This window comes from Actinomadura formosensis NBRC 14204 (assembly GCF_001552155.1).
GTDB lineage: Bacteria > Actinomycetota > Actinomycetes > Streptosporangiales > Streptosporangiaceae > Spirillospora > Spirillospora formosensis.
In genome coordinates this window covers 1-21013 of sequence record NZ_BCQQ01000021.1, presented here as the reverse complement: position 1 = coordinate 21013, position 21013 = coordinate 1, and the positions used below count along the sequence as shown (strand labels likewise).

General features: G+C 70.3%; 21 protein-coding genes. 5 read left to right on the top strand and 16 right to left on the bottom strand.

Annotation, left to right across the window (positions count from 1 at the left end):
* Positions 1-68 precede the first annotated feature (68 nt).
* The 9 genes from AF1_RS07975 to rarD all read right to left on the bottom strand — a co-directional run bounded on the left by AF1_RS07975 (position 69) and on the right by rarD (position 9870).
* Positions 69-683: a GTP-binding protein gene (locus AF1_RS07975; RefSeq protein WP_067794447.1), complete on the bottom strand. Its 615-nt coding sequence runs from the start codon at positions 681-683 to the stop codon at positions 69-71.
* Positions 664-1104, bottom strand: a complete 441-nt coding sequence (locus AF1_RS07970; RefSeq protein WP_084262564.1) for a DUF742 domain-containing protein — start codon at positions 1102-1104, stop codon at positions 664-666. Before AF1_RS07970 ends, AF1_RS07975 begins: the two co-directional genes overlap by 20 nt.
* Positions 1101-1523, bottom strand: coding sequence for a roadblock/LC7 domain-containing protein (locus AF1_RS07965; protein ID WP_067794445.1), 423 nt, complete (start codon positions 1521-1523; stop codon positions 1101-1103). Before AF1_RS07965 ends, AF1_RS07970 begins: the two co-directional genes overlap by 4 nt.
* Positions 1520-3898 carry a sensor histidine kinase gene (locus tag AF1_RS07960; protein WP_242608904.1) on the bottom strand — a complete coding sequence of 793 codons (2379 nt, stop codon included), beginning with the start codon at positions 3896-3898 and terminating at the stop codon, positions 1520-1522. Before AF1_RS07960 ends, AF1_RS07965 begins: the two co-directional genes overlap by 4 nt.
* Positions 3899-4210: 312 nt before the next feature.
* A complete protein-coding gene (locus AF1_RS07955; RefSeq protein WP_242608903.1) occupies positions 4211-5836 on the bottom strand; it encodes a prenyltransferase/squalene oxidase repeat-containing protein in 1626 nt (541 codons plus the stop codon).
* 71 nt (positions 5837-5907) lie between these two features.
* Positions 5908-6834, bottom strand: a complete 927-nt coding sequence (locus AF1_RS07950; protein ID WP_242608902.1) for a terpene synthase family protein — start codon at positions 6832-6834, stop codon at positions 5908-5910.
* A complete protein-coding gene (locus AF1_RS07945) occupies positions 6831-8195 on the bottom strand; it encodes a cytochrome P450 (protein ID WP_067794439.1) in 1365 nt (454 codons plus the stop codon). The genes AF1_RS07950 and AF1_RS07945 overlap by 4 nt, the downstream gene beginning before the upstream one ends.
* 402 nt (positions 8196-8597) lie before the next feature.
* Positions 8598-8960, bottom strand: a complete 363-nt coding sequence (locus AF1_RS07940; protein WP_157419148.1) for a hypothetical protein — start codon at positions 8958-8960, stop codon at positions 8598-8600.
* Positions 8887-9870 carry an EamA family transporter RarD gene (gene rarD / locus AF1_RS07935; protein WP_084262563.1) on the bottom strand — a complete coding sequence of 328 codons (984 nt, stop codon included), beginning with the start codon at positions 9868-9870 and terminating at the stop codon, positions 8887-8889. Before rarD ends, AF1_RS07940 begins: the two co-directional genes overlap by 74 nt.
* Positions 9871-9958: 88 nt before the next feature.
* On the opposite strand from rarD, the gene msrA reads away from it, so the two are divergent.
* Positions 9959-10609, top strand: coding sequence for a peptide-methionine (S)-S-oxide reductase MsrA (gene msrA / locus AF1_RS07930; protein WP_067794436.1), 651 nt, complete (start codon positions 9959-9961; stop codon positions 10607-10609).
* Positions 10610-10657: 48 nt separating this feature from the next.
* On the opposite strand, the gene AF1_RS07925 is transcribed toward msrA, so the two are convergent.
* Positions 10658-11128, bottom strand: coding sequence for an NUDIX hydrolase (locus AF1_RS07925; protein WP_067794434.1), 471 nt, complete (start codon positions 11126-11128; stop codon positions 10658-10660).
* A 3-nt stretch (positions 11129-11131) separates the two neighbouring features.
* Complete coding sequence (locus tag AF1_RS36185) at positions 11132-11374, bottom strand: hypothetical protein (protein WP_067794432.1); 243 nt, start codon at positions 11372-11374, stop codon at positions 11132-11134.
* Positions 11375-11536: 162 nt separating this feature from the next.
* Here AF1_RS36185 and AF1_RS33070 point away from each other — a divergent pair, with 162 nt between their 5' ends.
* Positions 11537-11956 (top strand): DUF4829 domain-containing protein, encoded by a 420-nt coding sequence (locus tag AF1_RS33070; RefSeq protein WP_242608901.1) that lies wholly within the window; start codon positions 11537-11539, stop codon positions 11954-11956.
* Between the two features lie 113 nt (positions 11957-12069).
* Here the strand turns inward: AF1_RS33070 and AF1_RS07910 are convergent, their stop codons facing one another.
* Positions 12070-12762 (bottom strand): sulfotransferase family protein, encoded by a 693-nt coding sequence (locus AF1_RS07910; protein ID WP_067794428.1) that lies wholly within the window; start codon positions 12760-12762, stop codon positions 12070-12072.
* Positions 12763-13181: 419 nt separating this feature from the next.
* Between AF1_RS07910 and AF1_RS07905 the strand changes: the two genes are divergently transcribed.
* Positions 13182-14036, top strand: a complete 855-nt coding sequence (locus tag AF1_RS07905) for a hypothetical protein (protein ID WP_067794426.1) — start codon at positions 13182-13184, stop codon at positions 14034-14036.
* Between the two features lie 26 nt (positions 14037-14062).
* A complete protein-coding gene (locus tag AF1_RS07900; RefSeq protein WP_067794424.1) occupies positions 14063-14440 on the top strand; it encodes a thioesterase family protein in 378 nt (125 codons plus the stop codon).
* Positions 14441-14699: 259 nt separating this feature from the next.
* On the opposite strand, the gene AF1_RS07895 is transcribed toward AF1_RS07900, so the two are convergent.
* From AF1_RS07895 to AF1_RS07885, 3 genes are all read right to left on the bottom strand, one after another.
* Positions 14700-15530, bottom strand: coding sequence for an ABC transporter permease (locus AF1_RS07895; RefSeq protein ID WP_067794422.1), 831 nt, complete (start codon positions 15528-15530; stop codon positions 14700-14702).
* Positions 15527-18001 (bottom strand): alpha/beta fold hydrolase, encoded by a 2475-nt coding sequence (locus tag AF1_RS07890; RefSeq protein ID WP_084262559.1) that lies wholly within the window; start codon positions 17999-18001, stop codon positions 15527-15529. Before AF1_RS07890 ends, AF1_RS07895 begins: the two co-directional genes overlap by 4 nt.
* An 89-nt stretch (positions 18002-18090) precedes the next feature.
* Positions 18091-18693: a TetR/AcrR family transcriptional regulator gene (locus AF1_RS07885; RefSeq protein WP_067794537.1), complete on the bottom strand. Its 603-nt coding sequence runs from the start codon at positions 18691-18693 to the stop codon at positions 18091-18093.
* A 116-nt stretch (positions 18694-18809) separates the two neighbouring features.
* Here AF1_RS07885 and AF1_RS07880 point away from each other — a divergent pair, with 116 nt between their 5' ends.
* Complete coding sequence (locus AF1_RS07880) at positions 18810-20426, top strand: MDR family MFS transporter (RefSeq protein ID WP_067794420.1); 1617 nt, start codon at positions 18810-18812, stop codon at positions 20424-20426.
* 1 nt (position 20427) lies between these two features.
* On the opposite strand, the gene AF1_RS35100 is transcribed toward AF1_RS07880, so the two are convergent.
* Positions 20428-21013: SecDF P1 head subdomain-containing protein (locus AF1_RS35100; RefSeq protein ID WP_067794419.1), on the bottom strand; the 586-nt coding region annotated here is incomplete at its 5' end.

Below are 21013 nucleotides of genomic sequence, written 5' to 3'. Positions count from 1 at the left end.
GGGGCCGTTCGCGCCGGCGATGCCGGTGGGCGCGAACGGCCCCGCTCTTGAAGCCCGGCTGTTCGGGTTCAGGCTTTCTGCGGTTCGGCGGGCTCTTCGGTCAGGCCGCGGAACTTCATGGCGTGCAGGACGAGGTCGATGAGGACCTTCTTGCAGGATTCGACGCGGCGGGCGTCGCAGAGCATGACGGGGACCTTGGGGCCCAGGTTGAGGGCCATCTGGATCTCTTGGAGGTCGTAGCGCTGGGCGCCCTCGAAGCAGTTGACCGCGACGACGAACGGGGTGCCGCGGCGCTCGAAGTAGTCCACCGACGGGAAGCAGTCGGACAGGCGGCGGGTGTCGGCGAGGACGACCGCGCCGAGCGCGCCGAGGGCGACCTCGTCCCACATGAACCAGAAGCGTTCCTGGCCGGGGGTCCCGAACAGGTAGAGGACGTACTCGTCCCGCATCGTGATGCGGCCGAAGTCCATCGCGACCGTGGTGGTGCTCTTGCGTTCCACCCCGGCGATGTCGTCCACGCCGATGCTCTGGTCGGTGAGGAGTTCCTCGGTGCGCAGCGGCCGGGTCTCGGAGACCGTGCCCACCATCGTGGTCTTGCCGACCCCGAAACCGCCCGCGATCACGATCTTGACCGCGGTGGGAAGCCGGCGGGCGCGTACGCCTCTAGAGGGCCCGGAGACCATCGATCACCGCCTTGTAGAGCCTGATGTCGTGCATGTCCGCCTCCGGTTCGGGTTCCTGCATGGAGACGAACCCCTTGTCGAGCAGGTCGCCGAGCAGGACCCGCACGGTCGCGACGGGCAGGTTGAGATGGCCGGTGAGTTCGGCGACCGAGATGACGTTCTGGCAGAGCCGGATGAGCGCCAGGTGCTCGGGGCCGAGCCCGATCACGGTGTCCGGTTCCGGGCCGGCCGCGACCACGAGGGTGATCAGGTCGAACTTGCCGCGGGTCGGCTCGATGCGCCCGCTGGTCATCACGTAGGGACGCACCATGGGGCCGGCCTGGTCGTCGAGCCAGCGTTCGTGCGTGTCCGGTTCGGGGGCCGGTGGGAGCGGCGGGGTCTCCGGCCAGAGGTCGGGCGAGGGGTCTTCGGGCGGCATCATGTGGAGCGGCCCTCCGCGGTCTCCGAACGTGACGGCGAGGTGAGATGGTGCCCCATGCTGGTGACGAGCATCGCCATCTCGTAGGCGATGAGGCCGACGTCGGCCTCATCGCCCGCCAGCACGGCGAGGCAGGCGCCCTTGCCGGCCACCGTCACCAGCAGGAACTGCGACTGCATCTCGATGATCGTCTGCCTGACCGGGCCGCCGCCGAACCGTGTCCCGGCGCCCTTGGCCAGGCTCTGGATGCCGGCGGCCACCGCGGCCAGGTGTTCGCCGTCGTCCTGGCTCATTCCTTCCGAGGAGGCCATGAGAAGGCCGTCCGCGGACAGGACGACCGCGCTGTGCGCGTGCGGCACACGGTGGATCAGGTCGTCCAGCAGCCAGCCCAGATCGGACGGCGCACCTGCTTTCTGCTTCACTGCTCGTTCTCGCCTTCCACTGCTTCGTTGCCGAGGGACTCGACGGCCGTCCTCGCAAGGCGGGTGCCGCGCTGGTAGGAACCCATGATCCGCTGAATCTCCTCGGGCGAGCGGCCTGGGTCGTCGTCGTGCTCGTCCGGCTGCTGGGCGACGACGGGTTCGTCGGTGCGCAGCGGCGCCGCGAGGTTGGCCTGGGGAACGCGGACGGGCAGGCCGGACGGGGTGATGGAGTTGTCGGTCACGGGTGGCTGATCCTCCGGGTGGCTGGTCTCCGCCGCGGCGCTGGCCTGCGGCTCGGAAGTCTCCGTGTCACCGGGGTCGGGGGCCGGGTCCTCGCGGTCGTCTTGGTCGTCCTGGTCGGCTGCGTCGTCCGGGTCGGCCGCGGGCGGCGGCACGGCCACCAGGGCAGGGGGCGAGGTGGACGGCTTCCTGGTCATGGTCGTCACACTGGCCGTCGGATGCGCCCCCGAGGACCTGGCGCCGGCGGAGACCGCCGCCGGCTGCCGGACGGTGAGGCCGTTCTGGGTGGTGGTCGCGGGGCTCTTCGCGGCGTCGCTCTCGACGATCAGGTCCTGCGGGATGACGACGACGGCCGTCGTGCCGCCGTAGGCCGACCGCTTCAGCGAGACGCGCACGCCGTAGCGCTCGGCGAGCTTCGCGACGACGAACAGGCCGAGCTGGACGGAGCTGCGCAGGTTGAACTCGGGCGGGTCGACGATCCGCTCGTTGATCTCGGCGAGCTTCTCGTCGGTCATGCCGAGCCCGCGGTCCTCGATGTCGATGGCGAAGCCGTTGGCGACGAGGTGGCCGCCGATGTGCACGGCGGTGTCCGGCGGGGAGAACGACACCGCGTTCTCGATCAGCTCGGCCAGCAGGTGGGTGATGTCACCGACGGCGCGGCCGGTGAGTTCGACCGGCCCGAACGGCAGGACGGTGACGCGGGTGTAGTCCTCGACCTCGCCGACCGCGGCGCGCACGACGTCCACCATCGGCACCGACTGCCGCCAGCCGCGGGCCGGGATCGCCCCGGACAGCACGATGAGGTTCTCGGCGTTGCGCCGCATGCGGGTGGCGAGGTGGTCGAGCCGGAACAGCTCTTCCAGGTCCTTCGGGTCGATGTCGCGCTTGCGCTCCATCGTGTCGAGCATGGTGAGCTGCCGGTGGACCAGCGTCTGGGTGCGGCGGGCCAGGCTCAGCAGGACGTCCCGGATGCCGCGGCGCAGTTCGGCCTGCTCGACGGCGGTGCGGATCGCGGTCTCCTGGACGGCGTTGAACGCGCGTCCCACCTGGCCGATCTCGTCGGTGCCGAACTGCAGCGGGGGCGCCTCGACCGCGACGTCCACCTTCTCGCCGTGTCCCAGCCGTTCGACGACGCTGGGCAGCCGCTGCTCGGCCAGTTCCCAGGCGGCGCCGCGCAGCCGTTCGAGCTGCCGGACGAGGGCACGTGCCGTGGTGATCGACACGATGACCGACGCGATGACCGCGAGGAGCCCGAGACCACCGGCCAGGGCCAGCCGGAGGACGACCCCCGCCGCGATGGGCGTGGCGCGATCCACCAGCCGGTCGCCGGAGGCCTGGATCTGCTGGCGCATGTAGTCCAGGGCCGGGTCGGTCACCGACTCCCACCGTTCGGCGGTCATCGAGGGACGCCAGTTCAGCCGGGACTGCCCGGCCTTGGGGATCCGGCGGTTCTGCATCACCTCGTCCTCGAACGCCTCGACCTGCCGCAGCTTCGCGTTCTCCGTCAGGGCCTTGTAGAGGGCGGGGTCCGAGTTCTGAATGTTGAGCAGCGCCTGCGCGGTGTTGTGCCGCCGGCTGCCGACCAGCTGGGTGAACTCGATGAGTTCGGCGGGTGTGATCCGGCCGATCGCGAGGGAACCGGACATCAATGCGTCTTCCCGGGAAAGCAGTTCCCAGGTGCGGTTCAGCTCGAGCAGCGTCCGGGTGTCGCGGGCGAAATCCTTGTCGTCCAGGGTCGCGAGCGAATCGTAGACCCGGAAAATGGACTCGATGACCTCCGAATACGCGGCGGTGATCCGGGTCCGGTCGGCGGCACCGGCGTCGACCGAGTGCCGGGTGGAGTCCAGCGCCTTCAGTTGGTCCAGCATCTGATCGACGCGCCGTTCGAGGAGCTTGCTGCCGAACAGGGAGACGTTGCTGTCGCGGGCCAGCCGGACCGCTTCCGCGCGTGTCTTGTCCGTCTCGGCACGCTGCTTGTCGAGTGCCGCGCGGTTGGCGGCGTCCGGCCGCACCAACTGCACCATGGAGATCCAGCGTTCGTGCTGCAGGTCGGCGAGCAACGGGTCGGTCGGCTGCGCCAGCGCGCGGTCCAGGGTGCTGACGCCGAGCAGATTGACGCCTTCGCGCAGCGTCACCCAGGCGGCAAAAACCCAGAGTGCCGTGAGGGAAAGCAAGAGCGCCGTGATCTTGGTTCGCAGACGCGAGTTGCGGAAGCGCATTACAATCGCCCAAACAATATGTGAAATGGCTCGCAAGCCGCCGTGGCCGTTGATGAGTGGGGGCGGATTGCGCGGTCAGAGGGATGCAAGGGCGACGGCAAGCCGCCGTTCCATACGGCGTAGAAGACTAGCAACAGGACCATAACCCCTCAAGGTGAATCAGCAACGGCGGGCGCTTTGTCGCATTTTGAGGGGGATGTGAAGGACCGTCGATGTGGCGGAATTCACTCAGTCGAACATCGGCCGCGTGCCGGATCCGCCCCTGGGCATCGTGCGGACGAGTTGCAGCGCGGCGAGCACACCCGCCCGGACGATCGCCGAGGGCCGGTAAAGGTCTTTGTCATGCCACAGCGCCGGCTCACCGAAGTCTCCGCCGTCCGCGCCGGTCAGTGAGCGGAGCAGCCGCGGGACGGCCCGGTCGACCGCGTCCCGGACGGCCGGCGCGGGGACCGCGCCGGTCAGCAGCAGGAGTTGCACCGCGTACGCGGTCTCCTCCGACGTGCCGCCCCAGCGGCCCCAGGAGCCGTCCGGCCGCTGCGCCTCCAGGACCCAGCGCCGGGCCGCGCCGACCGCCGCGGCCGATTCCGGCCCGCCGAACCGCGCGAGCGCGATGGCGCTGCACGCCGTCGCGTAGAGCGGCGACGCGTGCCACCGGTCGGACCAGCTTCCGTCCGGCGCCTGCTGCTCGCGGAGCCAGCCCGCCACCTTCGTTGCGGTCGCGGCGTACCGGGACGCCTGCGCGCCGGGCCTGCCCGCGGCGAGGTATTCGCCGAACGCCTCAAGGACGTGCGCGTTCGTCGTGATCGACGCGCCCTCCTCGCCCTGCCACGTACAGAAATGCGTGTCCGTCTCGTAGGCGTAGAGCGGATCCGGCCGGTGCGGCGCGCCGAGCAGGGCCAGGGCGTACAGCGCCCCGGCCGTGGTGTCGGCGTCCGCCGGCAGGCCCTCCGCCGCCGGGGTGCCCGCCGGGCCGAGCGGCGCCGTCAGGCTGAGCACGATCTCCGGCGGGACGGCGCACCGGACGCCCGCGCGCACCAGCCACGCGATCACCCAGCCGCGTTCGAACACGGTCAGCGGGAAACCGCACGGCACCGGCCCGCCGTGCTGCGCCACCACGGTCTCCAGATACCAGCGGGCCGGATTCTCCAGGTCGTCGGCCGCGTCCGCGCCCAGCCAGGCCGCGGTGGCCGCCGGTGCCGCGCCGATCGTGCCGGTCGGCTCGGGGGTAGGCCAGGGCAGCCCGGCGGCGTCGTCCCCGGCGATCTCCAGCGCGTGCACCAGCTTCTGCGGCACGTCCGCCCCCGCGGCGAACAGGGCGCGTACGAAGTCGAGCTTCTTGCGGGACAGCCCCGCGGGCGGGCCGAGCTCGCATCCCGCCCAGCCGGCGAGCCCCGGCACCGGACGGTCCCGCAGCCGGGCCAGCGACACGTTGATCCGCTCGGTCAGGGCGGGCGCGATCAGCTCGATCGCCGGCAGGTCGGGCAGGTCCAGGGACGCCGCGGCCGGCCCGCACATCCGCAGGCGGATCGCCCGCAGCCCGCGCTCGGCCGAGTGCGCCAGCCATGCGCGGTGCAGGCCGCTCCCGCCGTCCCGCCGCGCCTCGCCGGTGAGTTCGCTGAGCAGCGCCTCGACCGCGCTCAGCGTGGGGACAAGCGCGTACCCGTCGTCGGGGACGCCCCAGGCGCCGTCCGGACGCTGCGTCTCCAGCAGGAACCCCAGGCGCCGTTCGTGGCCCGTGAGCCAGGGGGCGAACGTCACCAGCCGGCCGGTCTCGTACACCGAGGGAGTGACCTGCCCCCACTGCCGCGTCACCAGCCCGGCGATGAGCTCGCCGACGGCATTGTTCAGGTCCACGCCACCGGACCTCGTGGCCGGACGGCGCGGGTAAGGGACGGTGCTCCACACAACAGGACGGTCGTCGACGCTCACAACGTGCCCCAGAAGTCGGTGACTCCGTAGAAGCCCGCACAGAAGTCCATCTGGCGTTCCATATAGCCGGCCAGTTCCGGGACGCTCCGCGCGGCGTCCCGGAGCAGCGTCCGGGCTTCGCTGGTCAGTTCCCCGATGCGCTCCTCGACCTCGGCGCGTGTCCGGTCGAGCAGCAGGCCGTTCAGATCGCCCCACTTCAGATCGCGCTCGTAGGTGCCGAGGTCGTTCAGCAGCCGGATCACCCGCTGCACGGCCCGGCTCGCCTCACGTACCACCGGAACGTTCCCGCCGCCCCCGGACGCGATCCAGTGCGAGGCGAACACGAACGAGAAACCGAGGTTGTCGGCGTTCGCGAGGTACTCCTCGAACGCGGGTCCGTGCTCGCCCTTCTCCCGGGCGGCCTTCCAGTCCCATTCGAGCGCCATCGCGTCGAGCACCCGCTGGAGTTCCTCCCGCCAGACGTCCCGCAGGCCGGGATGGGCGGGTTCGGCCGCCAGCTCGTCCCGGACGGCGGCGAGGAACCGCATCAGCTCGTCCTCGGCGCAGTCGCCGTCCCCGGGGTCCGCGCCGTCGGCGACCCGCGCGCACCGCCGGACGAGACCGCGCACCTGCGCGCGGGACGACGCCACGTAGTCGATCAGCCAGTCGAGGCCGAAGCACCACAGGCAGACCCGGTTGGCCATGCGCAGCCCGCCGGCGGTGAGCCCGGGGCCGCTGAACGCCGCCGCGAGTGACAGTGTGCTGAACAGCGCCGGATCGAACGCCTGCGCCCCGTACAGCGCGGGGTACTCGGCGGCCCAGCCGCGCATCTGCCGCTGCGACTGGCCGGCGACCGCGCAGATCGTCCCGGATTCGAAGGCGGACGTGCTCGTCCGCCCCGGATGGGGAGGGCGGGCGAGTTCGCCGGCTCCGCTCCCGCTCACTCGCCCTTCCCGGCGCGCGTCAGCGTCATCTCCAGCGGCTCTCGGGGCCGCAGCGTCGCGCCGATGCGCGGCATGGCCGGCACCGCCTCCGACAGCCTGGGCCGGAACCGGCTGAGGATACTCGTGAGGATCATCCGCGCCTCGACCTTGAACACGTGCCGGCCGATGCACTGGTGCGGTCCGCCACCGAACGGGAAGTAGGCGTAGCGGTGGTGCTCGCGGACGTTCTCCGGGGTGAACCGGTCGGGGTCGAACTCCAGCGGACGTTCCCACACCGATGCCAGCCGGTGGGTGAGGAACGGGCTGATGAGCACCGAGTCGCCCGGCTGGACGGGCACGCCGCCGATGGACGTCGGCCTGGTGGCCATGCGGGGGAACATCCAGCCGACGGGGTAGAGGCGCAGCAGCTCGTCCACGACCTGCGACACGTACGGCAGCCTGGGCAGATGGTCCGGGCGGACCGGGTCGTCGCCGACGACCTCCTCGATCTCGGCGACCAGCCGGTCCTGGACGTCCGGGTGGTCGTGCAGCAGCGGCCACAGCCAGGTCAGCGCCAGCGTCGTCGTCTCGGTGCTGGTGGCGAACATGGCGAGCAGGTTGTCGCGGATCCACTTGTTGGTCGGGGGCCCGCCGTGCTCGGTGGGGGCCTGGCAGAGCGCGGTGAAGATGTCGCTGCCGTCGCCCGGGTCGTCCCGGTAACGTTCCACAAGCTCGAACAGCACCTCGTCCATCACGTTGACGGCGTCCCGGAAGGCCCGGTCGCCGGGCATCGGGATCGCGCGCGGGACGAACGGCAGCAGGAACCGGAACGAGATCAATGTGGCGATCTGGTCGAACGTCGGGATCAGCCGGTTGGCGTCGTTCGGGGAGATCTTGTCACCGAACAGGACCTTGATGACGGTCTCGTTGACGATCCGGCCCATCTCCGCCAGGACGTCGACGGGCTGTCCCGTGCGGGCCGGCTCGTCCAGCTTGGCGACCGCGTTGTTGATCGCCCCGGCCATCAGCCCGGTGAGCCGGTTGACGTTGCGCGTGGTGAAGACCGGCTGCAGGACGCGCTTGCTGTGCTCCCACTCGGCGCCTTCGGAGAGGATGCTGTCGCCCATCAGCTCGCGGAGCGGCCGCCAGAACACCCCGTCCCGCTGGAAGTTCTCCGACTCCCGCCGCAGTACCTGCTGGATGTGGTCGGGGTGGGTGACGAGGTAAGGGTGCGAAGCGCCGAGGTCGATGCGGATGAGCCGGCCGTCGCCCTCGCTGCTGATCCGCTCCAGTTGTCGGAGCGGATCGCGGACGAACCCGGCGGCCGTGCGGTAAAGGGGGAAGTTCTTGGGCTTCTGGGCTGGAACCGCGTCAACGGACATTACCGACTGCCCCTCGATGTTGAGTTGAAGCGTCTCGACCCGTGCTCGCGTGTCTCAGGGGATACGGCCCCTCGGCGCGGGCCTGCCGAGGCGCCCCGGTGTCCCTCGCGGTGGACACCGGAAGCAGAGGAATGGGGGTTTCTGGCGTTCTCTGTGAGGCGTGGGTGTTATGTAGGGTTTCGTGGGAGTATCACATGATCATTTAACGGGATCAAGGGGTCGAACGGTAGAAATCTCAACCGCCACCGGGTGAGGTTTATCACTTGCTGGACTGGTTGTCTCAGTTGACGAGACGAGTTGACAGCATCCCCGCAGGTGCCGGAGAGAAGAGGTGCTCGCGCCGCCGATCGGCCACGCTAAGTAATGAGCAATAGAAAAGGAGGGAGCTTCCGCTTTTCCCGGTTATCGGGAATCGTGGCCGGCGGGCACGATATCCGGCCATCCCAGCCGTCCCGCCACCCGGATCTTGCCGGTCACTTTCCGTGAACCGCACCGCGCTTCGACCGCGTACGTGCTGGGCGCGGCATCCGGCTTCACGGTGGCGGCGCCGCGCACGGCCTGCCCGGCGAACACCTCGGACGTCACCGCCCGCGCCATGCCCCCGCACCCGGGCACCGAGACCCGGACCCGCTCCCCGGGCCGCGCCACGCCCGGCTCCACCGTGACGTCGTCGTGCCCGACGGCCGTCGCCTCACCCGTCGCCGGTGCCAGCATGCCCGCCGCGACGAGCGCCGTCCCCAACACGGTGAAGCTGACCAGACGCAACGAGAACTCCTCGAATCCGGGGTTCGACGTCCGGCACTTTAGCCTCTTCGGGCGGTTTCGGGCACCGCTTCCGGCGGCCGGCGCGCACCCCGTCCCATGTCAGCGTCACCAGCGCCAGCCACACCAGCAGGAACCCCGCCCACCGGCTCGGCGGCATCTCCTCGTGCTGGACGAAGAACCCGATGACGAACTGCAGCACGGGCGCCAGGTACTGCAGCATGCCGATGGCGGTCATGGGCAGCCTGATCGCCGCCGCGTTGAACAGCATCAGCGGGACGGCCGTCACGAGCCCCGCCCCCACGATCAGTGCCGCGTGCCCCATCCCGTGGTGCCCGAAGGACGCCTCGCCCCGTCCCTCCAGGACCAGCACGAACACCAGGGCGGGCAGGAACAGCAGGGCCGTCTCGACCGCCAGGCTCTCCGCCGACGGCATGTCGGCGAACTTCTTGAGCAGCCCGTACGTCCCGAACGCGAACGCCAGCACCAGCGCGATCCAGGGCGGACGCCCGTAATCGACGGTCAGCACGATGACCGCCACCGTCCCCAGCCCGACCGCCGCCCACTGCCCCGGCCGCAGCCGCTCCCGGAAGATCACCACACCGAACACCACGCTGATCAGCGGGTTGATGAAGTACCCCAGCGCGGACTCAAGCGTCTGCCCGCTGTTGACGGCGTAGATGTACGTCCCCCAGTTGACGCTGATCACCACCGCGGCCAGCGCCAGCAGCAGCCCTCTGCGCAGCCCCAGGTTCCGGATCCGGGTCCTGCGCACCGCGAGCACCGCGGCGACCGCGACCAGCGACCACATGACCCGGTGCGCGAGGATCTCGACCGCCCCGGCCGGCTTCAGCAGCGGCCAGTACAGCGGGAACAACCCCCACATCACGTAGGCCCCGACCCCGAACAGCATCCCCCGCTTCACCACACCCAGAACTCTACTTGGTAATCAGCCATACCTGGTCACGCTCATGACTCATCCGAAGAGTAATCTGGGTTACATGTTCGGCTTTGCGAAGACCCAGATGGTCTCTCCGGAGAAGGCACTCCCCGGCAGGGACGAGCCCATCCAGGTGCCGCCCCGCCACGAGGTCCTCGACGCGCCCCTGGCCCCGCCCTACCCGGACGGCGCCGAGATCGCCGAGTTCGCCCTCGGCTGCTTCTGGGGCGCCGAACGCAAGTTCTGGCAGACCCCCGGCGTCATCTCCACCGCCGCCGGCTACGCGGGCGGCTACACCCCGAACCCCACCTACGAAGAGGTCTGCAGCGGCCAGACCGGCCACGCCGAAACCGTCCGCGTCGTCTACGACCCCGCCAAGATCTCCTACGACGACCTGCTCCGCGTCTTCTGGGAGTCCCACGACCCCACCCAGGGCATGCGCCAGGGCAACGACATCGGCACCCAGTACCGCTCGGCCATCTTCACCCGCACCGACGTCCAGCAGAAGGCCGCCGAAGCCTCCCGAGACGCCTACCAGCGGACCCTCGCCACCGCCGGCTACGGCCCCATAACCACCGAGATCACCAAGGCCCCCGACTTCTACTTCGCCGAGGACTACCACCAGCAGTACCTGGCCAAAAACCCCAACGGCTACTGCGGCATAGGCGGCACCGGCCTCTCCTGCCCCATCGGCGTCGCCCCCGCCGAGTAGCGGCTGACCTGCAAACACGTACTCGGCTAGGGACGGTGGCGCGCTGCCCTAGCCGAGGTGCGGGGTGTTGCGGTCCTCGCGGTAGTGGCGCAACCGCAACCGCTGGGTGTGGTGCATGGGCAAGTCGTCCAGCTCGTCGGCCGGCACCCAACGGACTTCTAGGGACTCGTTGCTGAGCTGGAGTTCGCCGCCGAGCAGCCGGGCCGTGAAGCACACGTTGAACTGTCGGCGTACCTCGCCGTCGGAGTAGGCGATGATGTGGCGGGGGTCGGTATAGGTGCCGACCAACTCTGTGATCTCGATGTCGTACCCGGTCTCTTCCTTGACCTCGCGGACTGCCGTGTCTGGTAGCGACTCGTCCAGATTCATGCCTCCCCCCGGCAACGCCCAGAGACCAGAGTCGGCTCGTCGTTGCATGAGCACTTCGCCGTGGTCGTTGGTGACGACTGCGGAGGCGGCGACGACCAAGGAGTTCGGGGCCGGTGCGGCTGGGTCGTCGTAGTACTCGGTGCGCGCCACTGTTCACTCCTTGACGGCTTGGCGGGAGAGTGCCCACACCGCTTCGAAGCTTTCGGCGTAGCGGTCGAACACGCCTCCCTCCGACTCCCGGCGCAGGTGCCAGACCGGCGCGGCGTAGGCGTTCATCCCGAACACTTGCGCGTTGACGAGCATCTGGTCATCATCGCGATAGATGGAGTTGTAGAGCGTGGTCGCGTGCTGGTGCACCTCGACGCCCGGTGTGCCGATCAGCGGGGTGTAGTGCATGAGGGCCGCGCGGCAACGGTTCTCGATGCCGTCCCGTACTTCTCCTCTTCGCCGCGCTCGCTGACCGCTGGCGCGTCGGCATTCCCTAGGAGGATGCGCACGCGGCATCCGGTGGCGGCCTTCTCCCGCAAGAGGTCGTTGAAGTCGGGCCACTGTTCGTGAATGAAGACACCCGCGTACACGAGGATCTCGATCCGCTCGTGGGCCTGGGTGAAGAGGGCTCGCCAAAGGTCGAACGGGGCGTCTGCGCGGGTGTCGTGGAGAGCGATCAATGCTCACAACAAGGCGGCAGGACGAGTTCTGTCGACCCCCTACTTCGCCCAGCAGGAAGAGGGCGTCGTCGACAGCATGTTTGAGGGAACGCGGATCTCCAATCTGCGGATTGACGCGCCCATCCCCGATAACGGCTATAAGTCTCCGGATGGCAAGCGCTACCAAGAGGCTGTCAACGTCCCTGTGAAATTCGCTCTACAGCAGCGGGAGGAGGTCTCCATGCCCAACGGACACACGGCATGGGGCTACACGCTGGTTCGCACTGCCTCGGATCAGCCGTGGAGGATCAACGATCACGGAGTGGGCTGACTTCGCTTTCTCGCCTGCCCGCTGACACTGGAGCGGGCGGGCGACGCGGCGCGCCGGGACCGGATGGGACAGGCCGCCCGCCCGGCACGCCGGGCGGGCGGCCGCCCTTGACCCTATGCGGGAGCGGCGAGAGGGCCTCCGGTGAGGAGCGTGTCGAACGTCCTCCGCAGTGCCTCGGAGTCGTTGAGGTGCGGGAACGGCTCGTCCGGGACCTCGGCCCCGAGGAACGAGCACAGCGGGCCCCAGCCCTCGCGGACGTCGAACACCAGCAGCCTGTCCTCGGGGAGGCCCGCTCGGACGTTCTCGACGTGCCGGTTGAATGCCGCGACCGCCTCGTCCTCGCTGAAGGCGTCGTCCTCCGCCTGCCAGACCTCACCGAGGATGTCGCGTCCGATGCGGTCCAGGACGGGACGCAGCCGCTGCATGGCGGTCGCGACGGGACGCGCGGCCTCGGGCAACTCCTCGGCGTTCCGTACTCCGGAACTGTTCGCCATCAGGTTGCCGAAGCTGGTGTGCCACCCGCGCGGATCGCGGACGGTCAGCACGACCTTCGCGTCGGGGTAGGCGTCGGCGAGCTCGCGCCAGAATCCGCTGGACGGCCAATCTTGGCTGGAGGAATAGCCGGCGAGGACACGGTCCCAGTCGAGCCGCTCGCCGTCGGCGGCCGGAAGCCACCGATCGACCTGGTCGGGGTTCGTGAGGATTTCGTACATGTGGTGGCAGGGGCCGAACCCGAGCCGCTCCAAGGCCGCCTTCATCGATGTGGTCCCCGTGCGCGGCAGCCCGGCCCCGATCACTTTGAGCATGTTGACGCCTTTCGCTTTCGGTAGGCAGCACCGCCCGGCGCCGGGTCCCGCAGCCCCAGAAAAGCACGCTTCGGGCGGCGTTTAAATTGACGCTATGTCGCACTTTAGGAAGATTCAATTGCCAGAATTGTGTCTGCGGCGACATGGTCATGTACTCGCCTTGATATTGACTGGTGACCTTTACTTGTGAAGAGTAAATCCCGTGAGGAAGGAGTGACTTTGTGTAGCCGGGTAAGGGTGGGGGCGAGTTTCGTCCGGTCGCCGTGCGCTCCCGTGCTGGTTGCTCTGCGAGATCCGGTGGGAAAGACAGGCTCGGAGTCAGCGCGGTATGTATCGCCGGTCGATCCAGATCGACAGAGGTCGGTTTCGGTGACGGCTGCGCGCTTGGCCCGGCCGTGCGGGGGCGTAGGGTTCTGGCCGTGCCGGATGGTTTCGATCTTGCGAGTGAGATTGCCGCGGGGGTGCAGGACAGGCACCGAGCGTGGACGTTCATCCGGGGGTTCGCTCGGGCGTGGTCAACGCCGCTACGCGATGGCGACGGCTACGACGGCGGGGAGTTGGACGCGGCCGAGGAACGGTTGGGTTTCCCGTTCCCGGCGGCGCTGCGCGAGGCGTACACGCTGTTCGGTAAGCGTGCGGATCTGTGCGCCACGATGCACCGCCTGGAACCGCCCGGCGGGTTGTACGTGTACGAGGACACGGGCCTGGTCATGTACCACGCGGAGAACCAGGGCGCCTGGGAGCGGTACATCCGGCCGGCGGATCTGCACATGGACGATCCGCCGACCGCGCACTCATGCGACCGGGGTCATGAGGAGCACGCGACCGGTGTCGCCTGGACCGAGCGGCTGTCCATCGCGCTGATCGACATGGTGCTTGAGGAGACGTTGTGGGGTGGGGCCGCGCAACTCTCTCTGCGGGGGGAACTGCTTGAGGCGGAGATCCCCGCTGTGGAGCGCCAGTTCGTCCGGCTGGGGTTTCCGCAGCTCCCCATAGAGGAGTCGCCGTGCACGCTGGGGCATCGCTGGTATGCGGGAGAGGACGTGCTCGTCTGTGTCCAGCCATACCTTCCTCTGACGGAGGAACAGGAAGCCCTGAGAGCACCGTGGGGTCGTCCTCGGAGCCGGGCCGGCTTCATCGTTCGTGGCCGGACGCCGAAGGCCGTTGCCGCCGCGTACAAGTCCCTGCCCGCTGAGTGCTTTTCCCAGGCGCAGAGGCGGTGGCCGACCGAGGGTGCCGGCCATGGCCTCGGTGACAGCGACGACCGTGAGTGAATTCCGCGGAAGGAGAGGATCGGCCCATGGAACTGAGGGCGGGGTTGCGGGCGGAGACGTCCCTGGTGGTCGGGGAGGAGGACACCGCCGTTCATGTGGGCAGCGGGGATGTCCCGGTTTTGGGGACGCCCCGGTTGGTGGCGCTCGCGGAGGCGGCGACCGTTGCGGCGGTCGCGGGGCGTCTCGCCGACGGGTGGACCTCTGTGGGGACGCGCGTTGAGGTGCGGCACCTGGCGGCCAGCCCGGTCGGCGTGCGGGTGACCGTCGAAGCGGTGCTCGAAGAGGTCGACGGGAAGCGGCTCGTGTTCGGGGTCAGGGCCGTCGACGAGCGCGGTGCGGTGGGGGACGGGCGTATCGAGCGGGTCGTGGTGGATCGGGAGAGGTTCCTGGCGCGGCTTCAGTAGGGAAGCAGGCGGCCTGACGGGGTCCGCAGATCGGGCTGGCTCGGTTGACGCGGGGGCTTGGGGCGCTTGACGAGTTGCTGCCGTGCCATGGTGATCACCTCCCCCCAACGGGCCGGACTTAACCGTGGTCACCTCGTAGTACGTACCGGGCGCCTGCGCGGTTTGCTGAGCTTATGCACCGGACACTGGAGGTTCGACCGATTTTTGGGAGATGTCGGTGGCTCGGGGTGATCGGATGATCGCGGATCGTGCCAGAAACTCAGGAGACTATGTCGCGGGTTCGGAAGCGGCGGAAGGCCAGGGCGAAGAGGATCACGGCGTACGCGAGGGAGATCGCGGCGCCCTTCGCCATGCCCGTCCACTGGATCTGGGGCTGCAGGGCGTCCATCCACGCGTACATCCAGTGCGTCGGGAGGAAGTCGCGCCAGGAGCCGAGCGCGGTGACGGCGTCCAGGATGTTGCTGACGATGACGAGGCCGACCGCGCCGCCGACCGCGCCCAGCGGCGAGTCGGTGGTGACGGAGAGCAGGAACGCCAGGGCCGCGACGACGAGCTGGGCGACCAGCGAGTAGCCGATGATGATCGCCATCCGGCCGAGCGCGGTGCCGACCGGGACGGTGCCGCCGGTGGGGAGCTCGATATCGCCCCAGCCGAAGCCGACGGTCCCCGCGACCAGGGACATCAGCGGCAGGCTGACGACCGCCACCACGGCGTAGGAGAGGGCGACGACCAGCTTCTGGCGCAGCAGCCGGGCGCGCGGCACGGGGGCGGCCAGCAGGTACCGCAGCGACGACCAGCCGGCCTCGCTCGCCACGGTGTCGCCGCAGAACAGGGCGACGGCGACGACCAGCAGGAAGCCGGTCGCGGCGAACAGGGCGAACAGGGCGAAGTTCAGCGCGCTGGACGTGGCGACGCCGACCAGGCTGGGAACGCCGTCCGGGCCGGGGTCGCCGCCGAGCTTGAACGCGAGCATCAGCACCCACGGGAGGACGAGCAGGATGCCGAACGCGACGAGGGTGCGGCGGCGCCGGAACTGGCGGACGGCCTCGACGCGCAGGGGCAGGGTCCGCCGGACGTTGTAGGTCGTCATGGGGCCTCTCCGATGAGCTCCAGGAACGCGTCCTCCAGCCGGCGGCCGGAACCGACGATCTCGCTGACGGGACCGGCGGCGACGCGCCGCCCGCCGGCCATGACGACCGCGTGCGTGCAGGTCTGCTCGACCTCGGCGAGCAGATGGCTGGAGACGATGACCGTGCGTCCGGCAGCGGCGTACCGGACGAGCACCTCCCGCATCTCCCGGATCTGGGGCGGGTCGAGGCCGTTGGTCGGCTCGTCCAGGACGAGGAGGTCCGGCAGGCCGAGCATGGCCTGGGCGATGGCGAGCCGCTGCCGCATGCCTTGCGAGTAGGTGCGGACGGCCCGGTCCAGGGCGGACCCCAGGTCGGCTATCTCCAATGCCTCGTCCAGGTGGGCTTCGTCCGAGGGGCGCCCGGTGGCGCGCCAGTACAGGTCCAGGTTGTCGCGGCCGGAGAGGTGGGGGAGGAACCCCGGCCCCTCGACGAAGGAGCCAAGGCGAGACAGGACGGGCGCACCGGGAGTGACGCGATGACCGAAGATGCGGATCTCGCCTGAGTCGGGATGGATGAGGCCCATGAGCATGCGCAGGGTCGTGGTCTTCCCAGCGCCGTTCGGGCCGAGCAAACCGAGAACCTGGCCCTTCTCCACACGGAAAGACAGGTCCGCCACGGCGAGATGGCCGTTCTTGTACGCCTTCGTTAGGCCCGATATCTCCAGCGGGACATCGCTGTCGGTTTCAGCGGCCCGCCTGCGGCGTCCAGGCACGAGGATGGCGGCGGCAACGGCGAGCGCGACCACCGGCAGGACCCACACCCAGGTGGGCAGGGGCGGCGCCGCAGTCGCCAATGAGGGGACCGTGGGGACGGACAGCGGCGACATCACCTGCACCTTGTAAGACGAAGGCTTGGCAGGTGTCGCGAACCCCATGTCGGTCGTCGCGATGACGAGACGCAGGCGGTGGCCGCGGTCGAAGCGGTAGTCCATCGCCGGGAGCGTCACCGTGACGTCCTCGCCCGACACCCGGAACGGTGCCGCGAGCCGGCGTGCCGGGATCGTGCTCCCGTCCGGCGCCACGTCGTAGAGCTTGGCGAACAGCGGGCCGTCCCCGCGCACCTTGAGCCGCACCGTGGCCGCCCCGGTCAGCCGGACCGGATGGTCCAGCGGACGCGTGTCGAACGCGGCCGTCTGCCCCGGCATGTCCGTCGGCAGCGACCCGGCCGGTGAGCCGGCCCCGCCCAGGGAGCCGAGGGACCCCAGCGCGCCCAGCCCCGGCATCGCCGAGATCGACGCCGGTGACCCGCCCGCCGGATTGAAGATCGTCTGCTCGCCACCGGACAGCGGCATCGCGACCGGATCACCGGAAAGCCCCGGATACCGGGACGTCGTCGCCTCCCCCACGACGATCTCCTGCGTGGCGGAGTCGAGCCCGCCCGCCCGCGTCACCGTGAAACCGTCCGGCGAGGGTGCGGAGGTGTGCCGCAGCCGCGCGTCGAAGAAGTCGCGCACCAGCCCCTCGACCCGCGCGGTCTCCGGGTCGCCGCCGTCGTGCCCGCCCTGGAACCACACCACCGACACCGGCGCGCCGCCCGCGGCGATCGCGCGCGCGTTGGCGTCGGCCTGGTCCAGCGGGAACAGTGAGTCGGACTGCCCCTGGACCAGCAGTGTCGGCACCTTGATCCGGTCGGTGACCGAGGCCGGGCTCGACCGCCGCAGCGTCGAGATCGCCGACTCGGTCGGACGCCCCTTCTCCGCGACTTCCTGGTACATGTCGCACAACGACGGCAGGAAGCGTCCGCAGGCCGTCCGGCCCGCGCTGCTGGTGAAGAACAGCCCCGTCCACAGCTTCTTGAACACCCCGTCCGCGGGCCCCGCGCCGGTCGCGGACGGGAACAGCGCGTCCGGGAGGCTGTGCCAGGTGATCTGCGGCGCGATGGCGTCCACCCGCCGGTCGTACCCGGCGGTCAGCAGCGTGATCGCGCCGCCGTACGACTGCCCCGCCATGCCGACGCGCGGATCGCCCGGCCCGTCGAGGACGACCTCCGGACGCTTCGCCAGCCAGTCGATGAGCTGCCGGGTGTCCTTGACCTCGTAGTCGGGCGAGTTGAGCGCGATCTCACCGCCCGACCGCCCGAATCCGCGCGCCGACCAGGCCAGCACCGCGTACCCCGCGCGGGCCAGGCCGCGCGCCTCGCCCGCGACGTCCCGTTTCGATCCGCCGAAGCCGTGCGCCAGCATGACCGCCGGGCCTCTGGCCCGCCCGACCGGCCTGTAGAACGTCGTGTCGAGCGTGACGCGCTGGTCGTTGCCCGGCCCGTCCACCACGCTGATGAGCTGGTCGGAAGCCTGGACGCGGGGGGCGTCGCCGGCCGTGAGCCCGAAGGCCGCGCCGCCCGCGAGCAGCACGGCCGCCGCACCGCCCGCCGTCCACCGCACGGCCCGTCCCGTCCTGCCCCACCGCGCCCGAACCGCGCCCGCCACCCTCATGTCCTGCACCCTATGCGCGCCGCGCCGCCGCAGGCTCCGCCCATGAGCCGATCTTCGCTGCTCCCGCCGCCGTACGCCGGGCCGCCCCGCTACACCGCGCGGCGTACCGGCGGGGCGAGGGCGGCGGTGAACATGGCGGTGAGGCGGTCGGTGAGCTCGGCTGGGTCGGCGGCGCGCAGGTCGCCCAGGCCGACGAGCCGCCGGACGGGCCCGCCGCCCATGATGATCGTGGACGCCAGCAGCGCGCGGGCGCGGGCGTCCGGCCCCTCCAGCTGGGCGACCATCGGCTCGACGATCACTTCCTCCAGGTAGTGGAGCAGGATCTCCTTGACCTCGGGGTGCCCCGCCGACCGGTCGAGCATCCGGGAGATGGCGGTGACCGGACGCGGGTCGATCTGCCGGACGAAGTGCTCCGCGAGCCGCCGGGGCAGCCCCTCGGGGTCGCCCGCGATGACGCCGCGGATCACCGACTCGCCGGCCAGGACCTCCCCGAACAGCGCCGCCTTCGACCCGAAGTACCGGTTGACCAGGGCGACGTTCGCCTCCGCCCGCGCCGCGATCATGCGGACGGTGACGCCGTCGTAGCCGTGCTCGCCGAACAGGTCGCGGGCGGCGTCCAGGATGCGGCGCCGGGTCGCCGCCCGGTCCCGCTTCGGCCGCCGCTCGGCCGTGCGCTGCTCCTCGACCTGCATCCCCATCCCCGGCTGTCGCTGACGGTCGGTGCCCAGTATCCACCGAGTTGCAAGTAAACAAGCGTCTACATAAGATACCTGCACGACACAGGTAATTCCATTGGCATGGGGGCAGGGTGGCTCAAACCAGCGTGGCGTCGCACGACCCGGCGGCGTCCGAGCCGGCGAGACCGCAGTACACGCACCGTCAGATCCTGGAGATCCTCGCCGGCCTGATGATGGCGATGCTGACGTCGATGCTCTCGACGTCGGTCGTCGCCACCGCCCTGCCGACGATCGTCGGCGACCTCGGCGGCCAGGACCAGCTGGCCTGGGTCGCCAGCGCGTCACTGCTGACGATGACCGCGTCCACCCCGCTGTGGGGCAAGCTGTCGGACATCGCCGGGCGCAAGCTCATGTTCCAGACCGCCCTGCTGATCTTCGTGCTGGCGTCCGTGGCCGCGGGACTGTCGCAGAACATCGGCCAGCTCATCGCGGCCCGCGCGGTCCAGGGCCTCGGCGTCGGCGGCCTGTCCGCGCTGGCCCAGGTCATCCTCGGCGACGTGGTCGAGCCCCGGCAGCGCGGCCGCTACGCCGGATACATGGGCGCGGTGTTCGGCGTCGCGACGGTCGCCGGGCCGCTGCTCGGCGGGTTCATCGTGGACGCCGACGCCCTCGGCTGGCGCTGGACCTTCTACGTGTGCGTCCCGCTCGCGGTCGTCGCGTTCCTCGTCATCCAGAAGGTGCTGAAGCTGCCGAAGGTGACCCGCGACACCAGCGTGGACGTGTTCGGCGCGGTCACCATCACCGGCAGCGCCGCCCTGCTGATGCTGGTGCTGTCCATGGGCGGGACGGAGTTCGCGTGGAACTCCCGGTGGACCTACATCCTGCTCGGGGCCGCCGCCGTCCTGCTCGGCCTGGCGATCGTCGCCGAGCGCATCGCCCGCGACCCGATCCTGCCGCCCCGGCTGTTCCGCAACCGGACGTTCGTGCTGACGTCGTTCATCTCCGTCTGCGTCGGCATGGCGATGTTCGGCGTGATGATCTACATGCCGCAGTATCTGCAGATCGTCAAGGGGATGAGCCCGACGGCGTCCGGCCTGATGACGCTGCCGCTCGTCCTCGGCATGCTCGTCACCTCGACCGGCTCCGGGCAGATGGTGACCCGGACGGGCCGCTACAAGCTCTTCCCGGTGCTCGGCATGCTGTGCATCGCGATCGGGATGTTCCTGCTGGCGCAACTGCACACCGACTCACCGAAGCTCCTCATCGGCGCGGACCTCGCCCTCCTCGGCACCGGCATGGGCCTGACGCTGCAGATCCTCATCCTTGCCGCGCAGAACGCCGCCGCGCCCGCCGACCTGGCCTCGACGACGTCCGGCGTCTCGTTCTTCCGGAACCTCGGCGGCGCGATGGGCGTGGCCGCGTTCGGCGCGATCCTCGCCAACCGGGTGGCGGCCGAGATCACCTCGGGCTTCCGGGCGGCCGGCATCCCCATGCCGTCCGGTGGGAGCGGCCGCCTGGGCTCGCCGGAGCAGATCCAGAAGCTGCCCGAGCCGGTGCACGGGATCATCCAGGAGGCGTTCACCCACGCGATGCATGCCGTCTTCCTCGTCGGCGTCCCGGTGGCGGTGATCGGCTTCCTCACGGTCCTCGCGCTGAAGGAACTGCCGCTGCGCGGCTCGGGAGGCCGGGGCGGTGCCGCCGCGAAGGCTCCCGCCGCGACCGCGGCCCCGGCCGCCCCGGAAGGCTGAGTCAGCGCCCCTTCAGGTCGTGGACGAGCCTGTTCGCCGCCGCCCGGTTCGGCGAGCCGGTCACGATGACCTTCCCGTCGGTGATGGCCATGTCGACGCGGGGCAGGGTGACGAGCCGGTCACGGACGACGAACGCGAGATCCCGCCCGACCGTCACGCGGGTCAGCTCCGCGAACGCGTGCCGGTCGACCGGCCGCAGCGTCACCGCCACGTCGTAGCCGCCCGGCTTCACCCGCGACTTCTGCACCCGCAGGTCGGCGACCTTGTGGATCGCGATGCCCTGCGTGAGGTGGTAGCACGTCGGGCCCGTGTCCCCCTGCCCGGTGATCCCCTTCGTCCCGGCGGGGCACGGCCCCGGCGTCGCCTGCGCGACCGGGTAGATGTGCAGCGGCGCGGCGAGCGTCACCGGCCGGGTCCGCATCGAGGACGCGATCAGCGCGCCGGTCACCACGACCGCCGCGATCAGCAGCCCCAGCGTCAGCACCATGATCAGCAGCGCGGACCGATGCCGGTCGGCGGCCCCGACCTGCGCCGCCGGCGCCCCCCGCGCCCGGCCCGGCCGCCGCCCGGCCCGGCTCCGCTTGACC